This is a genomic window from Streptomyces sp. NBC_00704 (genome assembly GCF_036226605.1).
Lineage (GTDB): Bacteria > Actinomycetota > Actinomycetes > Streptomycetales > Streptomycetaceae > Streptomyces.
In genome coordinates this window covers 2,637,616-2,657,976 of record NZ_CP109000.1, presented here as the reverse complement: position 1 = coordinate 2,657,976, position 20,361 = coordinate 2,637,616, and the positions used below count along the sequence as shown (strand labels likewise).

General features: G+C 73.6%; 16 protein-coding genes. 12 read left to right on the top strand and 4 right to left on the bottom strand.

The window, feature by feature from the left end; translation table 11 throughout:
* Positions 1 to 310 precede the first annotated feature (310 nt).
* A complete protein-coding gene (gene rpsT, locus OG802_RS11680) occupies positions 311 to 577 on the bottom strand; it encodes a 30S ribosomal protein S20 (protein WP_020127768.1) in 267 nt (88 codons plus the stop codon).
* A gap of 222 nt (positions 578 to 799) precedes the next feature.
* Here rpsT and lepA point away from each other — a divergent pair, with 222 nt between their 5' ends.
* From lepA to hemW, 5 genes are all read left to right on the top strand, one after another.
* The gene (lepA, locus tag OG802_RS11675) at positions 800 to 2,668 is read left to right on the top strand and encodes a translation elongation factor 4 (protein WP_329409758.1); all 1,869 of its coding nucleotides are present in this window, start codon (positions 800 to 802) and stop codon (positions 2,666 to 2,668) included.
* Positions 2,669 to 2,914: 246 nt separating this feature from the next.
* On the top strand, positions 2,915 to 4,789 hold the full coding sequence (locus tag OG802_RS11670; RefSeq protein WP_329409756.1) for an AMP-dependent synthetase/ligase: 1,875 nt from the start codon (positions 2,915 to 2,917) through the stop codon (positions 4,787 to 4,789).
* Positions 4,790 to 5,015: 226 nt separating this feature from the next.
* Positions 5,016 to 7,151 (top strand): SpoIIE family protein phosphatase, encoded by a 2,136-nt coding sequence (locus tag OG802_RS11665; RefSeq protein WP_329409754.1) that lies wholly within the window; start codon positions 5,016 to 5,018, stop codon positions 7,149 to 7,151.
* A 73-nt stretch (positions 7,152 to 7,224) separates the two neighbouring features.
* Positions 7,225 to 8,397, top strand: a complete 1,173-nt coding sequence (locus tag OG802_RS11660; RefSeq protein WP_329409753.1) for a Dyp-type peroxidase — start codon at positions 7,225 to 7,227, stop codon at positions 8,395 to 8,397.
* 114 nt (positions 8,398 to 8,511) lie between these two features.
* Positions 8,512 to 9,744, top strand: a complete 1,233-nt coding sequence (gene hemW / locus OG802_RS11655) for a radical SAM family heme chaperone HemW (RefSeq protein WP_329409752.1) — start codon at positions 8,512 to 8,514, stop codon at positions 9,742 to 9,744.
* Positions 9,745 to 9,843: 99 nt separating this feature from the next.
* Here hemW and OG802_RS11650 read toward each other — a convergent pair whose 3' ends face one another.
* Together OG802_RS11650 and OG802_RS11645 are read right to left on the bottom strand one after the other, a co-directional pair.
* The gene (locus OG802_RS11650; protein ID WP_329409750.1) at positions 9,844 to 10,653 is read right to left on the bottom strand and encodes a DUF3097 domain-containing protein; all 810 of its coding nucleotides are present in this window, start codon (positions 10,651 to 10,653) and stop codon (positions 9,844 to 9,846) included.
* Between the two features lie 42 nt (positions 10,654 to 10,695).
* On the bottom strand, positions 10,696 to 11,421 hold the full coding sequence (locus OG802_RS11645; protein ID WP_329409748.1) for an MBL fold metallo-hydrolase: 726 nt from the start codon (positions 11,419 to 11,421) through the stop codon (positions 10,696 to 10,698).
* Between the two features lie 158 nt (positions 11,422 to 11,579).
* On the opposite strand from OG802_RS11645, the gene hrcA reads away from it, so the two are divergent.
* From hrcA to OG802_RS11620, 5 genes are all read left to right on the top strand, one after another.
* Positions 11,580 to 12,596 (top strand): heat-inducible transcriptional repressor HrcA, encoded by a 1,017-nt coding sequence (gene hrcA, locus OG802_RS11640; RefSeq protein WP_329409747.1) that lies wholly within the window; start codon positions 11,580 to 11,582, stop codon positions 12,594 to 12,596.
* Positions 12,597 to 13,733, top strand: coding sequence for a molecular chaperone DnaJ (gene dnaJ, locus OG802_RS11635; RefSeq protein WP_329409745.1), 1,137 nt, complete (start codon positions 12,597 to 12,599; stop codon positions 13,731 to 13,733).
* Positions 13,734 to 13,832: 99 nt separating this feature from the next.
* On the top strand, positions 13,833 to 14,966 hold the full coding sequence (locus OG802_RS11630; RefSeq protein ID WP_329409743.1) for a nitronate monooxygenase: 1,134 nt from the start codon (positions 13,833 to 13,835) through the stop codon (positions 14,964 to 14,966).
* The gene (locus OG802_RS11625; protein ID WP_329409741.1) at positions 14,963 to 15,709 is read left to right on the top strand and encodes a 16S rRNA (uracil(1498)-N(3))-methyltransferase; all 747 of its coding nucleotides are present in this window, start codon (positions 14,963 to 14,965) and stop codon (positions 15,707 to 15,709) included. Before OG802_RS11630 ends, OG802_RS11625 begins: the two co-directional genes overlap by 4 nt.
* A gap of 15 nt (positions 15,710 to 15,724) precedes the next feature.
* Positions 15,725 to 16,117 carry a VOC family protein gene (locus tag OG802_RS11620; protein ID WP_329409739.1) on the top strand — a complete coding sequence of 131 codons (393 nt, stop codon included), beginning with the start codon at positions 15,725 to 15,727 and terminating at the stop codon, positions 16,115 to 16,117.
* Here the strand turns inward: OG802_RS11620 and OG802_RS11615 are convergent.
* On the bottom strand, positions 16,059 to 16,466 hold the full coding sequence (locus OG802_RS11615; protein WP_329409737.1) for a hypothetical protein: 408 nt from the start codon (positions 16,464 to 16,466) through the stop codon (positions 16,059 to 16,061). The genes OG802_RS11620 and OG802_RS11615 overlap by 59 nt on opposite strands.
* A 128-nt stretch (positions 16,467 to 16,594) precedes the next feature.
* On the opposite strand from OG802_RS11615, the gene OG802_RS11610 reads away from it, so the two are divergent.
* Both OG802_RS11610 and OG802_RS11605 read left to right on the top strand, forming a co-directional pair.
* Positions 16,595 to 17,095: a hypothetical protein gene (locus tag OG802_RS11610; protein ID WP_329409736.1), complete on the top strand. Its 501-nt coding sequence runs from the start codon at positions 16,595 to 16,597 to the stop codon at positions 17,093 to 17,095.
* 45 nt (positions 17,096 to 17,140) lie between these two features.
* Positions 17,141 to 20,341: a S41 family peptidase gene (locus OG802_RS11605; protein WP_329409733.1), complete on the top strand. Its 3,201-nt coding sequence runs from the start codon at positions 17,141 to 17,143 to the stop codon at positions 20,339 to 20,341.
* Positions 20,342 to 20,361: the final 20 nt, after the last annotated feature.

The following is a 20,361-nucleotide window of genomic DNA, read 5'->3' as shown; positions in this document are numbered from 1 at the left end:
CCTGCCGCGTCATCGTCCGGCCCTGTCGGGCTTCCCGCCGTGTCGTCCGTCGTCCGTGTCGTGAGGTATGCCGAAGGCCCCGGCTCGCGCCCTGGGGAAGGGCGAGGGCCGGGGCCTTCGATGTAATCCGTGCATTGCGTGCAATCCATGCATCCGTACAAGCCGGAATGTGCCTGGTCTTGCCTGTCGTGCTGGTGAGCCCGTACCCGCGTGGCGAACGCAGGCCGCGTACAGGCTCGGGGTGCCGGACGGGAGCGGATGAGAGAGGGCCCGCTCTGGATCCCTCCGGCGATCAGATCAGTTGAGGGGTTCAGCCCTTGAGGGTCTCGACCTTGGAAGCAAGCGCCGACTTCTTGTTGGCGGCCTGGTTCTTGTGGATGACGCCCTTGGAGACGGCCTTGTCGAGCTGACGCGCGGCAGCGCGCTGGTACTCGGTGGCCTTCTCGACGTCACCCGCGGCAGCGGCCTCGCGGGCCTTGCGGATCGCGGTCTTCAGGGAGGACTTGACGGCCTTGTTGCGCAGCCGGGCCTTCTCGTTGGTCTTGATCCGCTTGATCTGGGACTTGATGTTCGCCACGAATGAGCCTTTGCAGGTTCAGGCGCGGGGCCGTGAAGGTCCCGAGCCAGGTGATTTTTCCTAGGTGTGCCTCGCGCTGAGAGGGCATGAGACACAGCTGCCCAGACTACCAGTGGTGCCGCGAGTGGCCCAAACCGGTCCCCGGTCGCCGCCCGTGGGACCATGGAGCCTACGTATCGATCCGACCCGAGGCATAAGGCGCCTCAAGAGACAGGACCCTGCGTGCCCGCGACCCCTAAGAATGTGCCCGAGCCGAGCCGTACCGCCCCGGCTCTGATCCGTAATTTCTGCATCATCGCGCACATCGACCACGGCAAGTCCACGCTCGCCGACCGGATGCTCCAGCTGACCGGTGTGGTCGAGCAGCGGCAGATGCGCGCTCAGTACCTCGACCGGATGGACATCGAGCGCGAGCGCGGAATCACGATCAAGTCCCAGGCCGTGCGTCTGCCCTGGGCCCCGACTCAGGATCCGGGCAACACGCACATCCTCAACATGATCGACACCCCGGGGCACGTCGACTTCACGTACGAGGTCTCGCGGTCGCTCGCGGCGTGCGAGGGGACCGTCCTCCTCGTCGACGCCGCTCAGGGCATCGAGGCCCAGACCCTCGCCAACCTGTACCTGGCGATGGAGAACGACCTCACGATCATCCCCGTGCTGAACAAGATCGACCTGCCGGCCGCGCAGCCCGAGAAGTTCGCCGAGGAGCTCGCCAACCTGGTCGGCTGCGACCCGGACGACGTGCTGCGGGTGTCCGCCAAGACCGGTCTCGGCGTCGACGCGCTGCTGGACAAGGTCGTCAAGGAGATCCCGGCGCCGGTCGGAGTCGCGGACGCCCCCGCGCGCGCGATGATCTTCGACTCGGTCTACGACTCCTACCGCGGCGTCGTGACGTACGTCCGTGTCATCGACGGGCAGCTCAACAAGCGCGAGCGCATCCGCATGATGTCGACGAACGCCACGCACGAGCTGCTGGAGATCGGCACCAACTCGCCCGAGATGCTCGCCGCGGACGGCCTCGGCGTGGGCGAGGTGGGGTATCTGATCACCGGTGTGAAGGACGTCCGCCAGTCCAAGGTCGGCGACACCATCACCACCCTGCACAAGGGCGCGACCGAGGCGCTCGGCGGCTACAAGGACCCCAAGCCGATGGTCTTCTCGGGTCTGTATCCGCTGGACGGCTCCGACTACCCCGAGCTGCGCGAGGCCCTCGACAAGCTCCAGCTCAACGATGCCGCGCTGGTCTATGAGCCGGAGACGTCGGCCGCGCTGGGCTTCGGGTTCCGCGTCGGCTTCCTCGGCCTGCTGCACCTCGACGTGATCCGTGAGCGGCTGGAGCGCGAGTTCGGCCTCGACCTCATCGCCACCGCGCCGAACGTGGTCTACCGGGTGCTCATGGAGGACGGCTCCGAGCACGTCGTCACCAACCCGAGCGAGTTCCCCGAGGGGAAGCTCTCGGAGGTGTACGAGCCGGTCGTGCGCGCCACGATCCTGGCGCCGAGCGAGTTCATCGGCTCGATCATGGAGCTGTGCCAGACCCGGCGCGGCGTGCTGCTCGGCATGGACTACCTCTCCGAGGACCGGGTCGAGATCCGCTACACGCTGCCCCTCGCGGAGATCGTCTTCGACTTCTTCGACCAGCTGAAGTCCAAGACCCGCGGCTACGCCTCGCTCGACTACGAGCCCACCGGCGAGCAGACGTCCAGCCTGGTCAAGGTCGACATCCTGCTGCACGGCGACAAGGTCGACGCGTTTTCGGCCATCACCCACAAGGACGCCGCGTACGCCTACGGTGTGCGGCTGGTCGCCAAGTTGCGCGAGCTGATCCCGCGCCAGGCGTTCGAGGTGCCCATCCAGGCGGCCATCGGCTCCCGGGTCATCGCCCGCGAGACCATCCGCGCCATCCGCAAGGACGTCCTCGCCAAGTGCTACGGCGGCGACATCTCCCGCAAGCGCAAGCTGCTGGAGAAGCAGAAGGAAGGCAAGAAGCGGATGAAGATGGTCGGTTCCGTGGAGGTTCCGCAGGAGGCCTTCATCGCCGTCCTGAGCAGCGACGACAACGCCGGAAGCGGCAAGGCCAAGAAATAGCCCGTTCGGCGCAGGAGTCCGGGGCCCGTCGTGCGTGAGCGCGGCGGGCCCCGTCGCTGTATCCAGGAGAAAGTGGCGGTCCGGAGCCCCTTACGCGCTGGCCAGTCGCCCTCTACTCTGTCCCTGCTCGGTAGTTACTCATGAGTTAAACAACAGCCGCGGTCAACACAGTCACCGTCAACAGCAGCCGCGTCGAACGACGCCGCGAACGAGCCAGCCGCACCGTCGCGGGCCCCGGAGGATGTCGTGAGCGACACACAGACACTGATCGAGAACCGTCCGCCGTCCGTCGCGGGCCTCTTCCTGGACCGCGTGGCGGCCACGCCCGACGCGGAGGCCTACCGCTATCCGGTGCCGGCGGCGTCCGGCGACGGCCCCGACGACTGGAAGTCGCTGACCTGGGCGCAGTCCGCCGAGCGGGTCTACGCGATCGCCGCGGGCCTCATCGAACTGGGGGTGCAGGCCGAGCAGCGGGTGGCCCTGGCCGCCTCGACGCGGATCGAGTGGATCCTCGCCGACCTCGGCATCATGTGCGCGGGCGCGGCCACCACCACGGTCTACCCGCAGACCAACGCCGAGGAGTCGGCGTTCATCCTGTCGGACTCCGAGAGCCGGGTGCTGATCGCCGAGAACGCGGCCCAGCTCGCCAAGGCGGTGGAGAAGCGCGCCGAGCTGCCCGCGCTCACCCATGTGGTCGTGATCGACCCCGCCGGCGTGGAGAGCGCCGACTGGATCCTCACCCTCGACGAGCTGGAGAAGCGCGGCGCGGCCCGGCTGGAGAAGGAGCCCGGCCTCATCAAGGACCGCGTGGCCGCGATCACCTCCGACCAGCTCGCCACCCTCATCTACACCTCCGGCACCACCGGCCGCCCCAAGGGCGTGCGCCTGCCGCACGACAACTGGTCGTACATGGCGAAGGCGATCGCCGCGACCGGCCTGATCAGCGGCGACGACGTGCAGTACCTGTGGCTGCCGCTCGCGCACGTCTTCGGCAAGGTCCTCACCTCCGGGCAGATCGAGGTCGGGCACGTCACCGCCGTCGACGGCCGCGTCGACAAGATCATCGAGAATCTGCCGGTCGTCCGGCCCACGTACATGGCGGCCGTGCCGCGCATCTTCGAGAAGGTCTACAACGGGGTCGCCGCCAAGGCCCGTGCGGGCGGCGGCGCCAAGTACAAGATCTTCCAGTGGGCCGCCGAGGTCTCCCGCGAGTACGCCAAGGCCGCCCAGGACAACTTCCGGCGCACCGGCAGCATGTCCGTCCCCTTCGGGCTGGGCGCCCGGCACAAGGTGGCCGACGCGCTGGTCTTCGCCAAGATCCGCGAGGCCTTCGGCGGCAACCTGCGCGCCTGCGTCTCCGGATCCGCCGCCCTCGCCCCGGAGATCGGCTACTTCTTCGCCGGCGCCGGCATCCACGTTCTGGAGGGCTACGGCCTGACGGAGTCCTCGGCGGCCTCCTTCGTCAATCCCGGCGAGGCCTACCGCACCGGCACGGTCGGCAAGCCGCTGCCCGGCACGGAGGTGCGCATCGCCGAGGACGGCGAGATCCTGCTGCGCGGCCCCGGCATCATGGAGGGCTACCACAAGCTCCCCGAGAAGACCGCCGAGGTCCTGGAGGCCGACGGCTGGTTCCACACCGGTGACATCGGCGAGCTGTCGCCCGACGGGTACCTGCGCATCACGGACCGCAAGAAGGACCTGATCAAAACGTCCGGCGGCAAGTACATCGCGCCCGCCGAGGTCGAGGGACAGTTCAAGGCGGTGTGCCCGTACGTCTCCAACATCCTGGTGCACGGCGCCGACCGGAACTACTGCACGGCGCTCATCGCGCTGGACGAGCCGTCGATCCTCGACTGGGCGCAGGAGAACGGACTGGCCGGAAAGTCGTACGAAGAGGTCGTCGCCGCCCCCGCGACGGTCGAGATGGTCGACGGCTACGTCAAGCAGCTCAACGAGGGCCTCCAGCGCTGGCAGACCATCAAGAAGTTCCGGCTGCTGCCCCGCGACCTCGACGTCGAGCACGGCGAGATCACGCCGAGCCTGAAGCTGAAGCGGCCGGTCGTGGAGCGGGAGTACAAGCACCTCATCGACGAGATGTACGCCGGAGCGCGCGAGGCGTAGCGCGCGAGGCGTAGCGCGCGAGGCGTAGCGCGCGGGCGCGGGCCGGGGCGGAGTCCGCATGCTCGGATTCCGCCCCTCAACCGCGCGTCATCGGACACACGCGTACACGTGCGTGCACCCGCGCGGCTCGCTTCGTACCCAGGACGGCCCACTTCGGTAACCCGGTGCTCACGACCGGCCCCGGTCTGTCACCCTGTGGGCATCCGAACCGTCCGGGGAGCTGCGCATGGGGGCCATTCCGACGCAACGGGAAACTGTTTCCCGGACCGGCGGCGCGCCCGCGCACGCGCCCGGGCTCCCGTCCGTCCGCGCCGCGCTGGCCGGGAGCCCCCTGGCGCCCGGCGCCGCCCGCGACCTGGTGCGCGCCGCGGTGTCGGAGTGGGCGGCGCCGGGCCGGCCGCTGGCCGAGGAGTGCGGCGAGGCTCTCGCCCAGGACGCGGTGCTCGTCGTCAGCGAACTGGTCACCAACGCCGTCGTGCACGCCGGCACCGATCTGGAGCTGGTGTGCCGGCTGGAGGAGGAGCCCGGCGGCCCCGGCGGCTGCCCGGCGGTCGTCGTCGAGGTCGGCGACCGCCACCCCACTCGTGCCCCGCGCGAGGGCTCCGGCGAGACCCCGTGCGAGATCCCCGAGTACGGGCGCGGCCTGCGGCTGGTCGCCGCCCTGGCCGACGCCTGGGGGGTGACGTACCGCAAGGGCACGAAGACCGTCTGGGCGAGACTCCTGCCGACGACCACGACCACGCCCCCGGCCCCGGCCTGCGACCCGGAGACCTCTGGTGTGCGCCAGGCGGCTTCCGCGCAGGGCTCGGTGCTCGACCGAGCTGTGGGGCTCGACCGGGCCGTGGGGCTTGACGCGTCGGCGGCGGGCCTGGATCCGGCTTCCCGTTCCGCCGGCGGCGGCGGACGCGGCCGGGCGGGGCGCGGCCACGACGCCCTCCCGGATCCCGCCGCCCCCGGCCACGACGGCCCTCACCCGCACCCCTCTCCCCAGCCGCACCCTCACACCAACCCGCACCTCCACGCCCACCCGCGCCTCCCGTCCCAGGCGCAGCGGGAGCCGATCGCCCGGGGGGACCGGGAGTGGCTCAACCGGGGCGCGCTGTCCTTCCTCGCCGAGGCGTCCGACCTGCTCGCCGGGCAGCTCGACGAGGACCTGGTGGCGGCGCTGACCGGCCAGCTGCTCGTGCCGCGTCTCGCCGACTGGTGCGCGGTGTGGCTGGAGGACGAGGTCAGCGGGCGCGGTGAGTGGGCCGGCGGGCCGGGACCGCGACTGGCCCGGGTATGGCACGCCAGCGAGAACCGCATCGAGGAACTGCGCCGGACCCTGGAGAAGGAGCCGCCGTGTCCGCCCGACGGCGGTCCGCGCTCCGGGCCCGAGCCGTTTCCCTGGCCCGGCGCGGTGCTCGGCCGGCACGGCGCGTCGCTCGCCTACCGGCTGATCGCGGGCGGCCGCCCGCTGGGCACGCTGGTGATCGGGCGCGCCGGGCCGGAGGCCTTCCCCGACGAGGTGACCGGACTCGTCGAGGATCTGGGCCGCCGGGTGGCGCTGGCCATCGGGGCGGCCCGTCAGTACGCCCGCCAGGCCACCATCAGCGCCGTCCTCCAGCGCGGGCTGCTGCCCGGTGCGGTCGCCGAGATCCCCGGCCTGCGCAGCGCTCTCGTCTACGAGCCGCGCGAGCAGGGCGGGCCGAGCGGCGATTTCTACGACCTGTTCCCGGCGGGGGACGGCCGCTGGTGCTTCGCGGTGGGCGACGTACAGGGCAAGGGGCCCGAGGCGGCCGTGGTCATCGGCCTGGCCCGGCCCTGGCTCCGGCTCCTGGCCCGCGAGGGCTACGGCGTGGCCGACGTCCTGGACCGGCTCAACCAGTTGCTCCTCGACGACGCGACCGAGGCCGCCGACGCGGCCGCCCGGGCCTTCGTCGGACCCGTCGTTCCGGGCGACGGCCCGCAGACCCGCTTCCTCTCCCTCCTCTACGGCGAGCTGGCCCCGTTCGAGGGCGGTGTGCGCTGCACCCTCGCCTCCGCCGGGCACCCGCTGCCGCTGCTGCTCGGCCCGGACGGCTCGGTCGCCACGGCGGGGCATCCGCAGACCCTGCTGGGGGTCATCGAGGACGTCGCCTACACGTGCGACAGCCTGCGGCTGCGGCCGGGCGACACGCTGCTGTGCGTGACCGACGGCGTCACCGAGCGGCGGTCCGGCCCGCGGCAGTTCGACGACGACGCGGGCCTCGCCGCCGCGCTGGCGGGCTGCGTCGGCCTCGACGCGGACCTGATCGCGGAGCGGATCCGGGGCCTGGTCCACGCCTTCGGCGAGCACCCCCCGGAGGACGACCTGGCGCTGCTGGTGCTCCAGGCGGAGTAGCGCTCGCCGGGGTGGCGGCGGGGGAGGGCGGGGGAATGCGGCTGTCCGCCGCCGCGGATGTATCGTCCGGTTCGTGCCGAAGGCAACGAATGTCCCCATCGACGCGCCTCCGCGTCGACGCGTCCTGATCGCCGGCGTCGGCGCCGGCGCCGGCCTCGGGCTGAGCGCGACCGCCTGTACCCGCACGGCCGGTCCGCCGCACCGCGGCGCCCCCGGGCCCGCCGCCGGCTCGGGCTCCCGCCCGGGTCCCGGCGGTCACGACGTCCGCGGCGTGCGCCAGGCCGGTGTGACGACGCCCCAGCAGGCCACCGCGCTGCTCCTGGCCTACGACCTCGATCCCGCCGTGCGCGGAGCGGCGGGCGCGCGGGCGCTGAAGGAGGTGCTGGGCGCGTGGACCGACGCGCTCGCCGAGGCCGGGGACGCCGACGGTGCCCCGCAGGACCGGCTCACCGCCACCGTCGGCGTCGGACCGCGCCTGCCCGCCCGTCTCGGCGTGACCGCCCCCGCGGCCCTGCGGGAGCTGCCCGCGTTCCCCGGCGACCGCCTCGATCCGGCCCGCTGCGGCGGCGACGTGCTCGTGCAGCTGTGCGCCGACGACTCGGACACGGCCGAGGAGACCGCCGAGGCCCTCACCCGGCTGGCCGGGGAGACCCTGCGCCCGCGCTGGCGGCAGTCCGGTTTCCTGCCGCCGCCCCCGGACGACGGCGGCACCCCGCGTGACCTGCTCGGCTTCAAGAACGGCAGCGCCAACCCGGACGCGCAGGAGTGCGAGCGCTGGGTGTGGACGGACGACGCCACCTACCTCGTCGTCCGGCGGGTCCAGCTGCGGGTGGAGGACTTCGCCCGGCTCGCCGTGCACCGCCAGGAGGAGATCGTCGGCAGGCGCCGCTCGACGGGCGGCCCGCTGTCCGGCGGCCCCGAGCACGCCGACGTCGACGTCTTCGCCAAGTCCCCGGAGGGCCGCCTCCTCACCCCGGCGCGCTCCCACGTCGGCGTGGTCGGACCCCAGCACGACGCCGGAGCCAGGATGCTGCGCCGCTGCTACTCCTACGCCGACGGCCCCACCGACCAGGGCCTGCTGTTCCTCGCCTTCATGCGGGACCCCGCCCTGTTCACCCGGGTGCAGCGGCGGATGGCGACCCAGGACGAGCTGAGCGGGTTCACCGAGACGCGGGGCTCGGCGCTGGCCTACGTCCTGCCGGGCGCCGGCCCGGGCCGTCCGCTGGGAGCGGACCTCCTGTCCTGAGACCGGTTCCCCCGGCCGGGTCCCTCGGCCGCTCCTCCGTGGCCGCGCCCGCGCTCGGCCCCGGGGTCCGGCGCCCTACGCGGGTTCGCGCCGGCGTGCGGGACAATGGGCGACATGCCTTCCGCACTTCCCGACGGCGAGCCGGTCCCCGACGACGGCGCGCTCCCGGCGCACGCGCTCGCCGGCGCCGCCGACCGTCCCCTCGGGTTCTACCTGCACGTCCCGTACTGCGCGACCCGCTGCGGGTACTGCGACTTCAACACCTACACGGCCACCGAGCTGCGCGGCACCGGCGGTGTCCTCGCCTCCAGGGACAACTACGCGGACACCCTGATCGACGAGATCCGGCTGGCCCGCAAGGTCCTCGGCGACGACCCGCGCGAGGTCGCCACGGTCTTCGTCGGCGGCGGCACTCCGACGCTGCTGGGCGCGTCCGACCTGGTCCGGATGCTGGGCGCGATCCGCGACGAGTTCGGGCTGGCGGCGGACGCGGAGGTGACGACGGAGGCGAACCCGGAGTCCGTGGACCCGGCGTATCTGGCGGCCCTGCGCGCGGGCGGCTTCAACCGTGTCTCCTTCGGCATGCAGAGCGCCCGGCAGCACGTTTTGAAGGTCCTCGACCGCACCCACACGCCGGGACGCCCCGAGGAGTGCGTGGCGGAGGCGCGGGCCGAGGGCTTCGAACACGTCAACCTCGACCTGATCTACGGGACCCCCGGCGAGTCGGACGACGACTGGCGGGCGTCCCTGGAGGCGGCGCTGGGCGCCGGCCCCGACCATGTCTCGGCGTACGCCCTGATCGTCGAGGAGGGGACCGGCCTCGCCCGCCGCATCCGCCGCGGCGAGGTGCCGATGACCGACGACGACGTCCACGCGGACCGCTATCTGATCGCGGACGAGGTGATGTCGGCGGCGGGTCTCGACTGGTACGAGGTCTCCAACTGGGCTGCCTCGCCGGCGGCCCGCTGCCTGCACAACGAGCTGTACTGGCGGGGCGCCGACTGGTGGGGCGCGGGGCCGGGGGCGCACTCGCACGTGGGCGGGGTGCGCTGGTGGAACGTCAAGCATCCGGGCGCGTACGCGGCGGCCCTCGCGGGCGGGCGCTCGCCGGGCGCCGGGCGCGAGGTGCTCTCGGACGAGGACCGCCGGGTCGAGCGGATCCTGCTGGAGCTGCGGCTGCGGGAGGGCGCGCCGCTCGCGCTGCTGCGGCCCGACGGCCTCGCGGCGTCCCGCCGGGCGCTCGGCGAGGGCCTGCTCCTGCGCGACGCCTACGACGAGGGGCGGGCGGTGCTGACCCTGCGCGGGCGACTGCTGGCCGACGCGGTGGTGCGCGACCTGGTGGACTAGACGTGGACCGGACGTTCTGTCCACGGAGGCCGGTGACAGCCCGCCCGCCACGGCGCACCGCCCGTCGACCTGCGCCTCGGGCGGTGGCCGTGCCGGGCGTCAGGCGGCCGGGGCGGTGACGAAGTCGATCAGTTCCTCCACGCGGCCCAGCAGTTCCGGCTCCAGGTCCTTGTAGCTGCCGACCCGCTTGAGGATCGCCTGCCACACCGCGCCCGTGTTCTCCGACGGCCAGCCCAGGGCCCGGCACACCCCCGTCTTCCAGTCCTGCCCGTGCGGCACGCGCGGCCAGGACTCGATGCCCAGGGAGGCGGGCTTCACGGCTTCCCAGACGTCGATGTAGGGGTGGCCGACGACCAGGGCGTGTTCGCTGGTCACGGACCGGGCGATGCGCCATTCCTTGGTGCCGGGCACGAGGTGGTCGACCAGGATCCCGAGCCGCGCGTCCGGGCCCGGCGCGAACTGCGCGACGATCGACGGCAGGTCGTCGACGCCCTCCAGGTACTCCACGACGACGCCCTCGACGCGCAGGTCGTCGCCCCACACCTTCTCGACCAGTTCGGCGTCGTGCCGGCCCTCGACGTAGATGCGCCCGGCGCGGGCGATCCGGGCGCGGGCGCCGGGGACGGCGACGGAGCCGGAGGCGGTGCGGGAGGGGCGCGCCGGTCCCGAGGCGGGTCGGACGAGGGTGACCGTCCTGCCCTCCAGCAGGAAGCCCCCCGGCTCCAGCGGGAACACGCGGTGCTTGCCGAAGCGGTCCTCCAGGGTCACCGTGCCCGCCTCGCAGCGGATCACCGCGCCGCAGAACCCGGTGCCGGGCTCCTCCACGACCAGACCGGGGTCCGCCGGGACCTCGGGGACGGGCTTCGGCTTCTTCCAGGAGGGGGTCAGGTCGGTGGAGTACTCGCGCATTCGGATGACGATAGGAGAAGCCGCGGGACGCGGGGCACAGGGTCAGCGCGACACGCCGAAACGGGCCGCGAGGGCGTCGCGTTGGGCCCGTACGAACGCGGCGTCCACCGTCGCCCCGTGGCCGGGCACGTACACGGCGTCCTCGCCGCCGAGGTCCAGGAGGCGGTCGAGGGCGGCGGGCCAGCGGCCGGGGACGGCGTCCGGCCCGGCCTGCGGTTCGCCGGACTCCTCGACCAGGTCGCCGCAGAACACCACCTCCGGCGAGCCGGCGGTTCCGGGGACGAGGACCACCAGGTCGTGGGCGGTGTGGGCGGGACCGACGTTGGCGAGCAGGACCTGGCGGCCGTCGCCCAGGCCGAGGGTCCACTCGCCGCAGACCGGATGGCGGGGCCGCACGAGGGTGTCGACGGCCTCGGACGCCGCCGTCTCGTCGAGGCCGTTGCGCACCGCGTCCGCCCGCAGCTCCTCGCCCCGCACGGCGTCCGAGCCCACCGCCCCGAAGACCTCCGCGCCCGCGAACGCCGCCGCCCCGAACACGTGGTCGAAATGGGGGTGGGTGAGCGCGAGATGAGTCACACGCGCACCCGTCAGCTCCTCGGCCTCGGCGCGCAGCCGCGCCCCTTCCGCCAGGCTGGATCCGGCGTCCACCATCAGCACCGCGCCCGCCCCGACGACCAGCCCCGCCGTGCAGTCCCAGCCCGGCAGCCGCACCCGGCCGACACCCTCCGCGAGCCGCTCCCATCCGAACTCTTCCCAAGTCACCGTCATACCGCGACGCTAGCTGCAACGCCCCGGGAAGGGCCGACCTTGCCCTGGGTGTACCCCACAGCCGTACACTGGGCCGGGGAACGCTGGCACTCGGATGTGAAGAGTGCCAGACGAGACGCCCAGGGGACTGGGGGACGAGATCTTGGAGGTGCGCGCGGATGCTGAGTGAACGCAGGCTGCAGGTTCTGCGCGCCATCGTCCAGGACTACGTCGGCACCGAGGAGCCCGTGGGGTCGAAGGCGCTCACCGAGCGTCACAACCTCGGCGTGTCCCCCGCGACGGTCCGCAACGACATGGCCGCCCTGGAGGACGAGGGGTACATCGCCCAGCCGCACACCAGCGCCGGGCGCATCCCCACGGACAAGGGCTACCGGCTGTTCGTCGACAAGCTGGCCGGCGTCAAGCCGATGACCGGCCCGGAGCGGCGGGCCATCCAGAACTTCCTCGACGGCGCCGTCGACCTCGACGACGTCGTGGCCCGCACGGTACGGCTGCTCGCACAGCTCACCCGGCAGGTCGCCGTCGTGCAGTACCCGTCCCTGACCCGTTCGACCGTGCGGCACGTGGAGCTTCTCTCGCTCGCGCCCGCGCGCCTGATGCTCGTGCTGATCACGGACACCGGGCGGGTCGAGCAGCGGATGGTGGACTGCCCGGCGCCCTTCGGCGAGTCCTCCCTGGCGGACCTGCGCGCGCGGCTCAACAGCCGGGTCGCGGGCCGCCGGTTCTCCGACGTGCCGCGTCTGGTGGAGGATCTGCCGGACGCCTTCGAGGCGGAGGACCGCGGCACGGTCACGACGGTGCTCTCCACCCTGCTGGAGACGCTCGTCGAGGAGAACGAGGAGCGGTTGATGATCGGCGGCACCGCCAATCTCACCCGCTTCGGACATGACTTTCCCCTCACCATCCGGCCCGTCCTGGAGGCGCTGGAGGAGCAGGTCGTGCTCCTCAAGCTCCTTGGCGAGGCGGGGGATTCGGGCATGACCGTACGCATCGGTCACGAGATCGCCCACGAGGGGCTCAACTCCACTTCCGTGGTGTCGGTCGGCTACGGTTCGGGCGGCGAGGCAGTCGCCAAACTGGGCGTGGTCGGACCGACCCGCATGGATTACCCGGGAACGATGGGAGCGGTACGAGCGGTGGCACGGTACGTCGGACAGATCCTGGCGGAGTCGTAAGTGGCCACGGACTACTACGCCGTCCTCGGCGTGCGCCGCGACGCGTCGCAGGAAGAGATCAAGAAGGCCTTCCGGCGGCTCGCGCGCGAGCTGCACCCGGATGTGAACCCGGACCCGAAGACCCAGGAGCGGTTCAAGGAGATCAACGCCGCTTACGAGGTGCTGTCGGACCCGCAGAAGAAGCAGGTCTACGACCTCGGCGGCGATCCGCTGTCCCAGTCGGGCGGCGGTGGCGCCGGCGGCTTCGGGGCCGGCGGCTTCGGGAACTTCTCCGACATCATGGACGCCTTCTTCGGCACGGCGTCCCAGCGCGGCCCGCGCTCGCGCACCCGCCGCGGCCAGGACGCCATGATCCGGCTGGAGATCGACCTCGAAGAGGCGGCCTTCGGCACGACCAAGGACATCCAGGTCGACACGGCGATCGTCTGCACCACGTGCAGCGGTGAGGGCGCCGCGCCGGGCACGACGGCCCAGACGTGCGACATGTGCCGCGGCCGCGGCGAGGTGTCGCAGGTGACCCGGTCCTTCCTGGGCCAGGTCATGACCTCGCGACCGTGCCCGCAGTGCCAGGGCTTCGGCACCGTCGTGCCGACCCCGTGCCCGGAGTGCGCGGGCGACGGGCGGGTCCGCTCGCGCCGCACGCTGACGGTGAAGATCCCGGCCGGCGTCGACAACGGCACCCGCATCCAGCTCGCGGGCGAGGGCGAGGTCGGCCCCGGCGGCGGCCCCGCCGGCGACCTGTACGTGGAGATCCACGAGCTGCCGCACGCCCAGTTCCAGCGGCGCGGCGACGACCTGCACTGCACGGTGACCCTCCCGATGACGGCGGCCTCCCTCGGCACGAAGGTGCCGCTGGAGACGCTGGACGGCCTGGAGGAGGTCGACATCCGGCCCGGCACCCAGTCCGGCCAGTCGATCCCGCTGCACAGCCGGGGCGTCACGCATCTGCGGGGCGGCGGCCGCGGCGACCTCATCGTGCACGTCGAGGTGCAGACGCCGACGAAGCTGGACCCGGAGCAGGAACGGCTGCTGCGCGAGCTGGCCAAGCTGCGCGGCGAGGAGCGGCCCCTGGGCCAGTTCCAGCCCGGCCAGCAGGGTCTGTTCTCCCGGCTGAAGGACGCCTTCAACGGGCGCTGAGCGGTGCCTGAAGGGCGTCGGGAACACGGTCCCGGCGCCCGCGCTGGCGGGTCGCGGGGCCGATTCGGACTTGTTCGGAGGACGTGACAACATGCCGTCATGTCCTCCGCACTGACCGATCTCCTCCCGCACCCGATCGTGCAGGCCCCCATGGCGGGCGGTGTCTCCGTGCCCCGGCTCGCCGCCGCCGTGGCCGAGGCCGGCGGACTCGGTTTCCTCGCGGCCGGGTACAAGACGGCCGACGGCATGTACCAGGAGATCAAACAGCTGCGGAGCCTGACCGGCCGTCCCTTCGGCGTGAACCTCTTCATGCCGCAGCCCGACCACCCCGGCGCGAACCCCGGCTCCCAGGCGGCGCCCGGCGCCCCCCTGCCCGCCGCCGGCGCCATAGAGGTCTACGCCCACCAGCTGACCGGCGAGGCCGCCTGGTACGAGACCGAGCTGGGCGACCCGGACAGCGGCCGCGACGACGGCTACGACGCCAAGCTCGCCGTGCTGCTGGACAACCCGGTGCCGGTGGTGTCGTTCCACTTCGGCGTCCCCGGCGGCGACACCCTGGAGGCCCTGCGGCGCGCGGGCACGTTCACGCTGGTCACGGTGACCACCGTCGAGGAGGCCGCCGCGGTGGAGCGGGCCGGCGCGGACGCGGTGATCGCGCAGGGCGTGGAGGCCGGCGGTCACCAGGGCGCCCACCGCGACAACCCGGAGACCGACGGCAGCGGCATCGGACTGCTCTCCCTGGTCGCCCAGGTCCGCGAGTCGGTGCGGCTGCCGGTCGTCGCCGCCGGCGGCCTGATGCGCGGCAGCCAGATCGCCGCCGTTCTCGCGGCGGGCGCGAGCGCGGCCCAGCTGGGCACCGCGTTCCTCGCCACGTCCGAGTCCGGCGCGCACGCCGTGCACAAGCAGGCCCTGACCAACCCGCTCTTCGTGCGCACCGAGCTGACCCGCGCGTTCTCCGGCCGCCCGGCCCGCGCCCTGGTCAACCGCTTCCTGCGCGAGCACGGCCCCTACGCGCCCGCCGCCTACCCGGAGGTCCACCACCTGACCGCGCCGCTGCGCAAGGCGGCGGCCGCGGCGGGCGACGCGCAGGGCATGGCGCTGTGGGCCGGACAGGGGCACCGGATGGCCCGCGAACTGCCCGCGGGGCGGCTCGTGGAGGTCCTGGCGGCCGAACTCGCCGAGGCGCGGACAGCGTTGTCGCGGTTCCCGGCCGGGGACGGAGGCCGCTCATGACCGCCCCTGTCTTCGTCGTCGGCGAACTGCCCGGTCCGCAGCCCGCGTTCGTGCTGGACGGTCCCGAGGGCCGGCACGCCGTCTCCGTGAAGCGGCTGCACGCCGGCGAGGAGGTCGTCCTCACCGACGGCGCCGGACGCTGGGCGCGCGGCGAGGTCGTCACGGCCGAAGGCAGGGACCGGCTGGTGGTGAGCCTCGCGGAGGTGACCGAGGAGCCCGCCGAGTCGCCCCGGATCACCGTCGTCCAGGCACTGCCCAAGGGCGACCGGGGCGAGCTGGCCGTCGAGACGATGACCGAGACCGGCGTCGACGCGATCGTGCCCTGGGCGGCCTCGCGCTGCATCACCCAGTGGAGGGGCGAGCGCGGACTGAAGGCGCTCGCCAAGTGGCGGGCCACCGCCCGCGAGGCCGGCAAGCAGTCGCGCCGGGTCCGCTTCCCCGACATCGCCGAGGCGGCGACGACCAGGCAGGTGGCGGCCCTCCTGGCGCGGGCCGACTTCGCCGCCGTCCTGCACGAGGACCGCGACTACCCCAGTGCGGCCCTGGCCACCGCCGAACTCCCCGCCTCGGGCGAGATCGTGCTCGTCGTGGGGCCCGAAGGCGGGGTCTCCCCCGAGGAGTTGACGCTGTTCGAGGAGGCGGGCGCGAGGGCCCACCGCCTCGGTCGCAGCGTGTTGCGCACCTCGACCGCCGGCACGGCGGCCACCGCCCTGCTGCTCGGCCGCACCGGCCGCTGGTCCTGACCTCGGGGGGACACCGTGGAACTCGCCCAAGTCCGGCTGCTCGTCACCGACTTCGCCGCCTGTTACCGCTTCTACGCCGACGTCCTCGGCCTCAAGCCGCAGTCGGGCGCGGTGGACGGGCCGTACGAGAAGTTCAGCCCCGTCACCGGCTCGGCCGGCATCGCGTTGCAGGATCGGGCGATGATGGCCGCCGTCCTCGGCGAAGCGGGCGACACGGCGAGCGGGCACCGCTCCCTGGTCGTGCTGCGCGTCGACGACCTGGACGCGTACTGCGCGCGGATCACCGGCCGGGGCGTGGTCCTGCTGCGGGGGCCCGCGCCGATGACCGACCGGATGCGCGTCGCCCACCTCAAGGACCCGGAGGGCAATCTGGTGGAGCTCCAGGAGTGGCTGTTGCTGCGCGGCTGAGCGCCACCGCCTCGACGACCGCCGGGAACAGCTCCCAGCCGTCCAGCTCGCCGCCCCGCCCGAGCAGTTCACGCCTGGCGGCCTCGTCGACGAAGGCGCGCACCACACCGGGCTCGTGCAGGTTGAGGTAGTGCTCGCGGTCGCTCACTCCGCCGCTGTGCCCGTACCCGCCGCCCCCCGAGGAGCGCCCTTCGCCGTCGGGGAAGACGATGCGGGTGCGCCTGCCGTCCCGGCCCAGGGTGAGGATCTCCCGGCACGGCTGCCCGTCCCCGTGGCGGTGACGGACCGTCCACACGTAGGCGGTCGTCGCATTCACGACGAGGGTTCTGCGGCGGCGGCGGTCGCTCATGCCGACACGGTAGGCCGTGCACGGAGCCGGCCGGAACCGGGTTCATGCAAGGCAACTCGAGGGAGCACGGCGGAACATGACCGCATTCGGGCTGTCGGACCGGCTGCCGGAGTGGCACGCTGCCCTCCATGGGGGCTTTGAGGCGGATTCGGCTTCTCCCGGCGGCGGCCGTGGCCGCGCTGGGCGTCGTGGCCTGCGAACCGGGCGGGCTCAGCAGCATGTCGATCGCGTACACCACCGACCAGGCGGCGACCGCGGAGATCCAGCGGCGGGACGTGAACGTGCGCTGGCTGACCTGCACGGCACGCTACGAGAACCAGGGCAGGCCGGGGGCCGTCGCCGCCGTCGACTGCCAGGGCGAGACCGGCGACGGGCGGGACATCACCGTCACCGGCAAGGTCGGCCGGGCCGTCGACGGGGCCTGTGTGCGCGGGGACCTCACCGCCGTCGTGGGCAGGAAACAGCTGTTCCGGGTGAGCGGGCTCGGCGACTGCCGCGACGCCACGCCCTCCCCGGTGGGCCGGTCGCCCGGCCGGCCCGCCAAAACCGCGCGCCCGGACGTGCGGCCCACGGTCACCGTCACGGTGACCGTCACCGAGACCGTGCGCGCGGGCGCCGACGGGAAGTGATCGAAACCCCTGACCAGCCGCCCCGCCGTTGCCTACAGTGAGGCCGTGACCCAGCCCGCGACGCCCGGCGCGTACCTCAGATTCCCGCACCTGCACGGCGAGTCGGTGGCCTTCGCCGCCGAGGACGACATCTGGCTCGCGCCCCTCGACGGCGGCCGCGCCTGGCGGGTCAGCGCCGACAACGTGCCGGTCTCCGTGCCGCGCATCTCGCCCGACGGCGCCACCGTCGCCTGGACCTCCACCCGCGACGGCGCCCCCGAGGTGCACATCGCCCCCGTCGACGGCGGCCCCTCCACCCGCCTGACGTACTGGGGGAGTTGGCAGACCCGGGTGCGCGGCTGGACACCGGACGGCCGGGTGCTCGCCGTCAGCAGCCACGACCAGGCCACCCTGCGCCGCACCTGGGCCCGCGCCGTCCCCGTCGACGGCGGCCCGGCCGAGACCCTGCCCTACGGGCCCGTCGGCGCCGTCGCCCACGGCCCGCACACCGTGCTCCAGTCCGCGCCGATGGGCCGCGAGGCCGCCCACTGGAAGCGCTACCGGGGCGGCACGGCGGGCAAGCTGTGGATCGACCGGGACGGCGACGGGGAGTTCGTCCGGCTCCACGAGGACCTCGACGGCAACATCGAGTGCCCGGTGTGGGCGGGCGGGCGGATCGCGTTCCTCTCCGACCACGAGGGCGCCGGAGCCCTCTACTCCTCCCTCGCCGACGGCTCCGACCTGCGCCGCCACACGCCGCTCGGCGGCTTCTACGCCCGCCAGGCCGCCGGCGACGGCACCCGCATCGTGTACATGTCGGCGGGCGAACTGTGGCTGCTGGACGACCTGGACGGCGCCGAGCCGCGCCGGCTCGACGTCCGCCTCGGCGGCCAGCGCGCCGACCGCCGCCCCCACCCGGTCGCCGCCTCCCGCTGGCTGGGCGGCGCCGCCCCCGACCACACCGCGCGCGGCAGCGTCGTCGAGGTGCGCGGGGCCGTCCACTGGGTCACCCACCGCAGCGGGCCCGCCCGCGCGCTCGCCGCCGAACCCGGCGTCCGCGCCCGGCTGCCGCGCGCCTTCCGCACCGAGGGCGAGGAGTGGGCGGTCTGGGTGACCGACGCGGAGGGCGAGGACGCGCTCGAGTTCGCCCCCGCCACCGGACGGATCCCGGGCGCCGCACCGCGCCGGCTCGCCGCCGGACGGCTCGGCCGGGTCCTGGAGCTGGCCATGGCGCCCGACGGCAGCCGGGCCGCCGTCGCCGCGCACGACGGACGGCTGCTGCTCGTCGAGCGGGAGAGCGGCGACGTCCGCGAGGTCGACGCCAGCCCCGACGGCGAGGTGTCCGGCCTGGTCTTCTCGCCCGACTCGGCCTGGCTGGCCTGGTCGCATCCCGGCCCGCGCCCGCTCAGCCAGCTCAAGCTCGCCAACGTCACCGACCTGTCGGTCACCGAGGCCACCCCGCTGCGCTTCCGGGACTACGCGCCCGCCTTCACCCTCGACGGCAAGCACCTCGCGTTCCTGTCCGCCCGCGCCTTCGACCCGGTCTACGACGAGCACGTCTTCGACCTGTCGTTCGTGGCCGGCGCCCGCCCGCACCTGATCACCCTCGCCGCGACGACCCCGTCCCCCTTCGGCCCGCAGCGGCACGGCAGGCCGTTCGAGGCGCCCGACAAGGACGAGACGCCCGACAGCGAGGGCGCCCCGGCCACCCGGATCGACCTCGAGGGCCTCGCCGACCGGATCGTGCCCTTCCCGGTCGAGGCCGGCCGGTACTCGGGGCTCGCCGCGGCCAGGGACGGCGTCCTGTGGCTGCGCCACCCCGTCCGCGGCGTCCTCGGCGCCTCCCGGGCCACCCCGGACGACCCCGACCCGCACACCGAGCTGGAGCGCTACGACCTCGTCCAGCGGCGCGTCGAGCACCTCGCCGCCGACGCCGACGGCTTCGAGGTCAGCGGCGACGGCAAGCGGCTGCTGCTGTGGACCGACGGCAAGCTCAAGGTCGTCCCCAGCGACCGGCGCGCCTCGGGCGACGAGGACGGCGACGGCAACGTCACCGTCGACCTCGGCCGCGTGCGCCGCGTCGTCGACCCCGCCGCCGAGTGGCGGCAGATGTACGACGAGAACGGCCGCATCATGCGGGACAACTTCTGGCGGCCCGATCTCGGCGGGGTCGACTGGGACGGCGTCCTGGACCGCTACCGGCCCGTGCTGGAGCGCGTCGCGACCCACGACGACCTCGTCGACCTGCTCTGGGAGGTGCACGGCGAACTCGGCACCTCGCACGCCTACGTCATGCCGCGCGGCGGCCACGGCCGGGGCGCCCGGCAGGGCCTGCTGGGCGCGGACCTCTCCCGGCACGAGGACGGCGTCTGGCGCATCGACCGCGTCCTGCCCTCGGAGACCTCCGACCCCGACGCCCGCTCCCCGCTCGCCGCGCCCGGCGTCGCGGTGCGGGCCGGCGACGCGATCCTCGCCGTCGGCGGGCAGCCGGTCGACCCGGTCACCGGACCCGGGCCGCTGCTCGTCGGCGCCGCGGGCAGGGTCGTGGAGCTGACCGTCTCGCCGTCCGGCGGCGGCGAGCCCCGGCACGCCGTGGTCGTGCCCGTCGCGGACGAGGAGGCGCTGCGCTACCACGCGTGGGTCTCCGACCGCCGCGCGTACGTGCACGAGACCTCGGGCGGCCGGCTGGGGTATCTGCACGTGCCCGACATGCAGGCGCCGGGCTGGGCCCAGATCCACCGGGACCTGCGGGTCGAGGTGGCGCGCGAGGGGCTGATCGTGGACGTGCGCGAGAACCGGGGCGGCCACACCTCCCAGCTCGTCGTGGAGAAACTGGCCCGGCGCGTCGTCGGCTGGGACGTCCCGCGCGGCGTGCGCGCCTCCAGCTACCCGGAGGACGCGCCGCGCGGGCCCGTGGTCGCCGTCGCCAACGAGTTCTCCGGGTCCGACGGGGACATCGTCAACGCGGCGATCAAGGCGCTCGGGATCGGTCCGGTGGTGGGCACGCGCACCTGGGGCGGGACGGTCGGGATCGACAGCCGTTACCGGCTGGTCGACGGCACGCTCGTCACCCAGCCCAAGTACGCGATCTGGCTGGAGGGTCCCGGCTGGGGCGTGGAGAACCACGGCGTCGACCCGGACGTCGAGGTCGTCTGCGCCCCCCAGGACCACGCGGCCGGCCGGGACGTCCAGCTGGACGAGGCGGTGTCACTGGCGCTGGCCGCGCTGGAGACGACTCCGGCCAGGACGCCCCCCGAGCTGCCCTGACCGCCGCGGCCCCCGGATAC

What these genes read in the sequence shown, in the direction of transcription:
- OG802_RS11645 (WP_329409748.1), bottom strand. Translation starts at nt 11,421, where the DNA reads ATGACGGTGACTTGGGAAGAGTTCGGATGGGAGCGGCTCGCGGAGGGT.
- OG802_RS11665 (WP_329409754.1), top strand. Translation starts at nt 5,016, where the DNA reads ATGGGGGCCATTCCGACGCAACGGGAAACTGTTTCCCGGACCGGCGGC.
- OG802_RS11650 (WP_329409750.1), bottom strand. Translation starts at nt 10,653, where the DNA reads ATGCGCGAGTACTCCACCGACCTGACCCCCTCCTGGAAGAAGCCGAAG.
- OG802_RS11625 (WP_329409741.1), top strand. Translation starts at nt 14,963, where the DNA reads ATGACCGCCCCTGTCTTCGTCGTCGGCGAACTGCCCGGTCCGCAGCCC.
- OG802_RS11610 (WP_329409736.1), top strand. Translation starts at nt 16,595, where the DNA reads ATGGGGGCTTTGAGGCGGATTCGGCTTCTCCCGGCGGCGGCCGTGGCC.
- hrcA (WP_329409747.1), top strand. Translation starts at nt 11,580, where the DNA reads ATGCTGAGTGAACGCAGGCTGCAGGTTCTGCGCGCCATCGTCCAGGAC.
- OG802_RS11630 (WP_329409743.1), top strand. Translation starts at nt 13,833, where the DNA reads ATGTCCTCCGCACTGACCGATCTCCTCCCGCACCCGATCGTGCAGGCC.
- OG802_RS11615 (WP_329409737.1), bottom strand. Translation starts at nt 16,466, where the DNA reads ATGAGCGACCGCCGCCGCCGCAGAACCCTCGTCGTGAATGCGACGACC.
- hemW (WP_329409752.1), top strand. Translation starts at nt 8,512, where the DNA reads ATGCCTTCCGCACTTCCCGACGGCGAGCCGGTCCCCGACGACGGCGCG.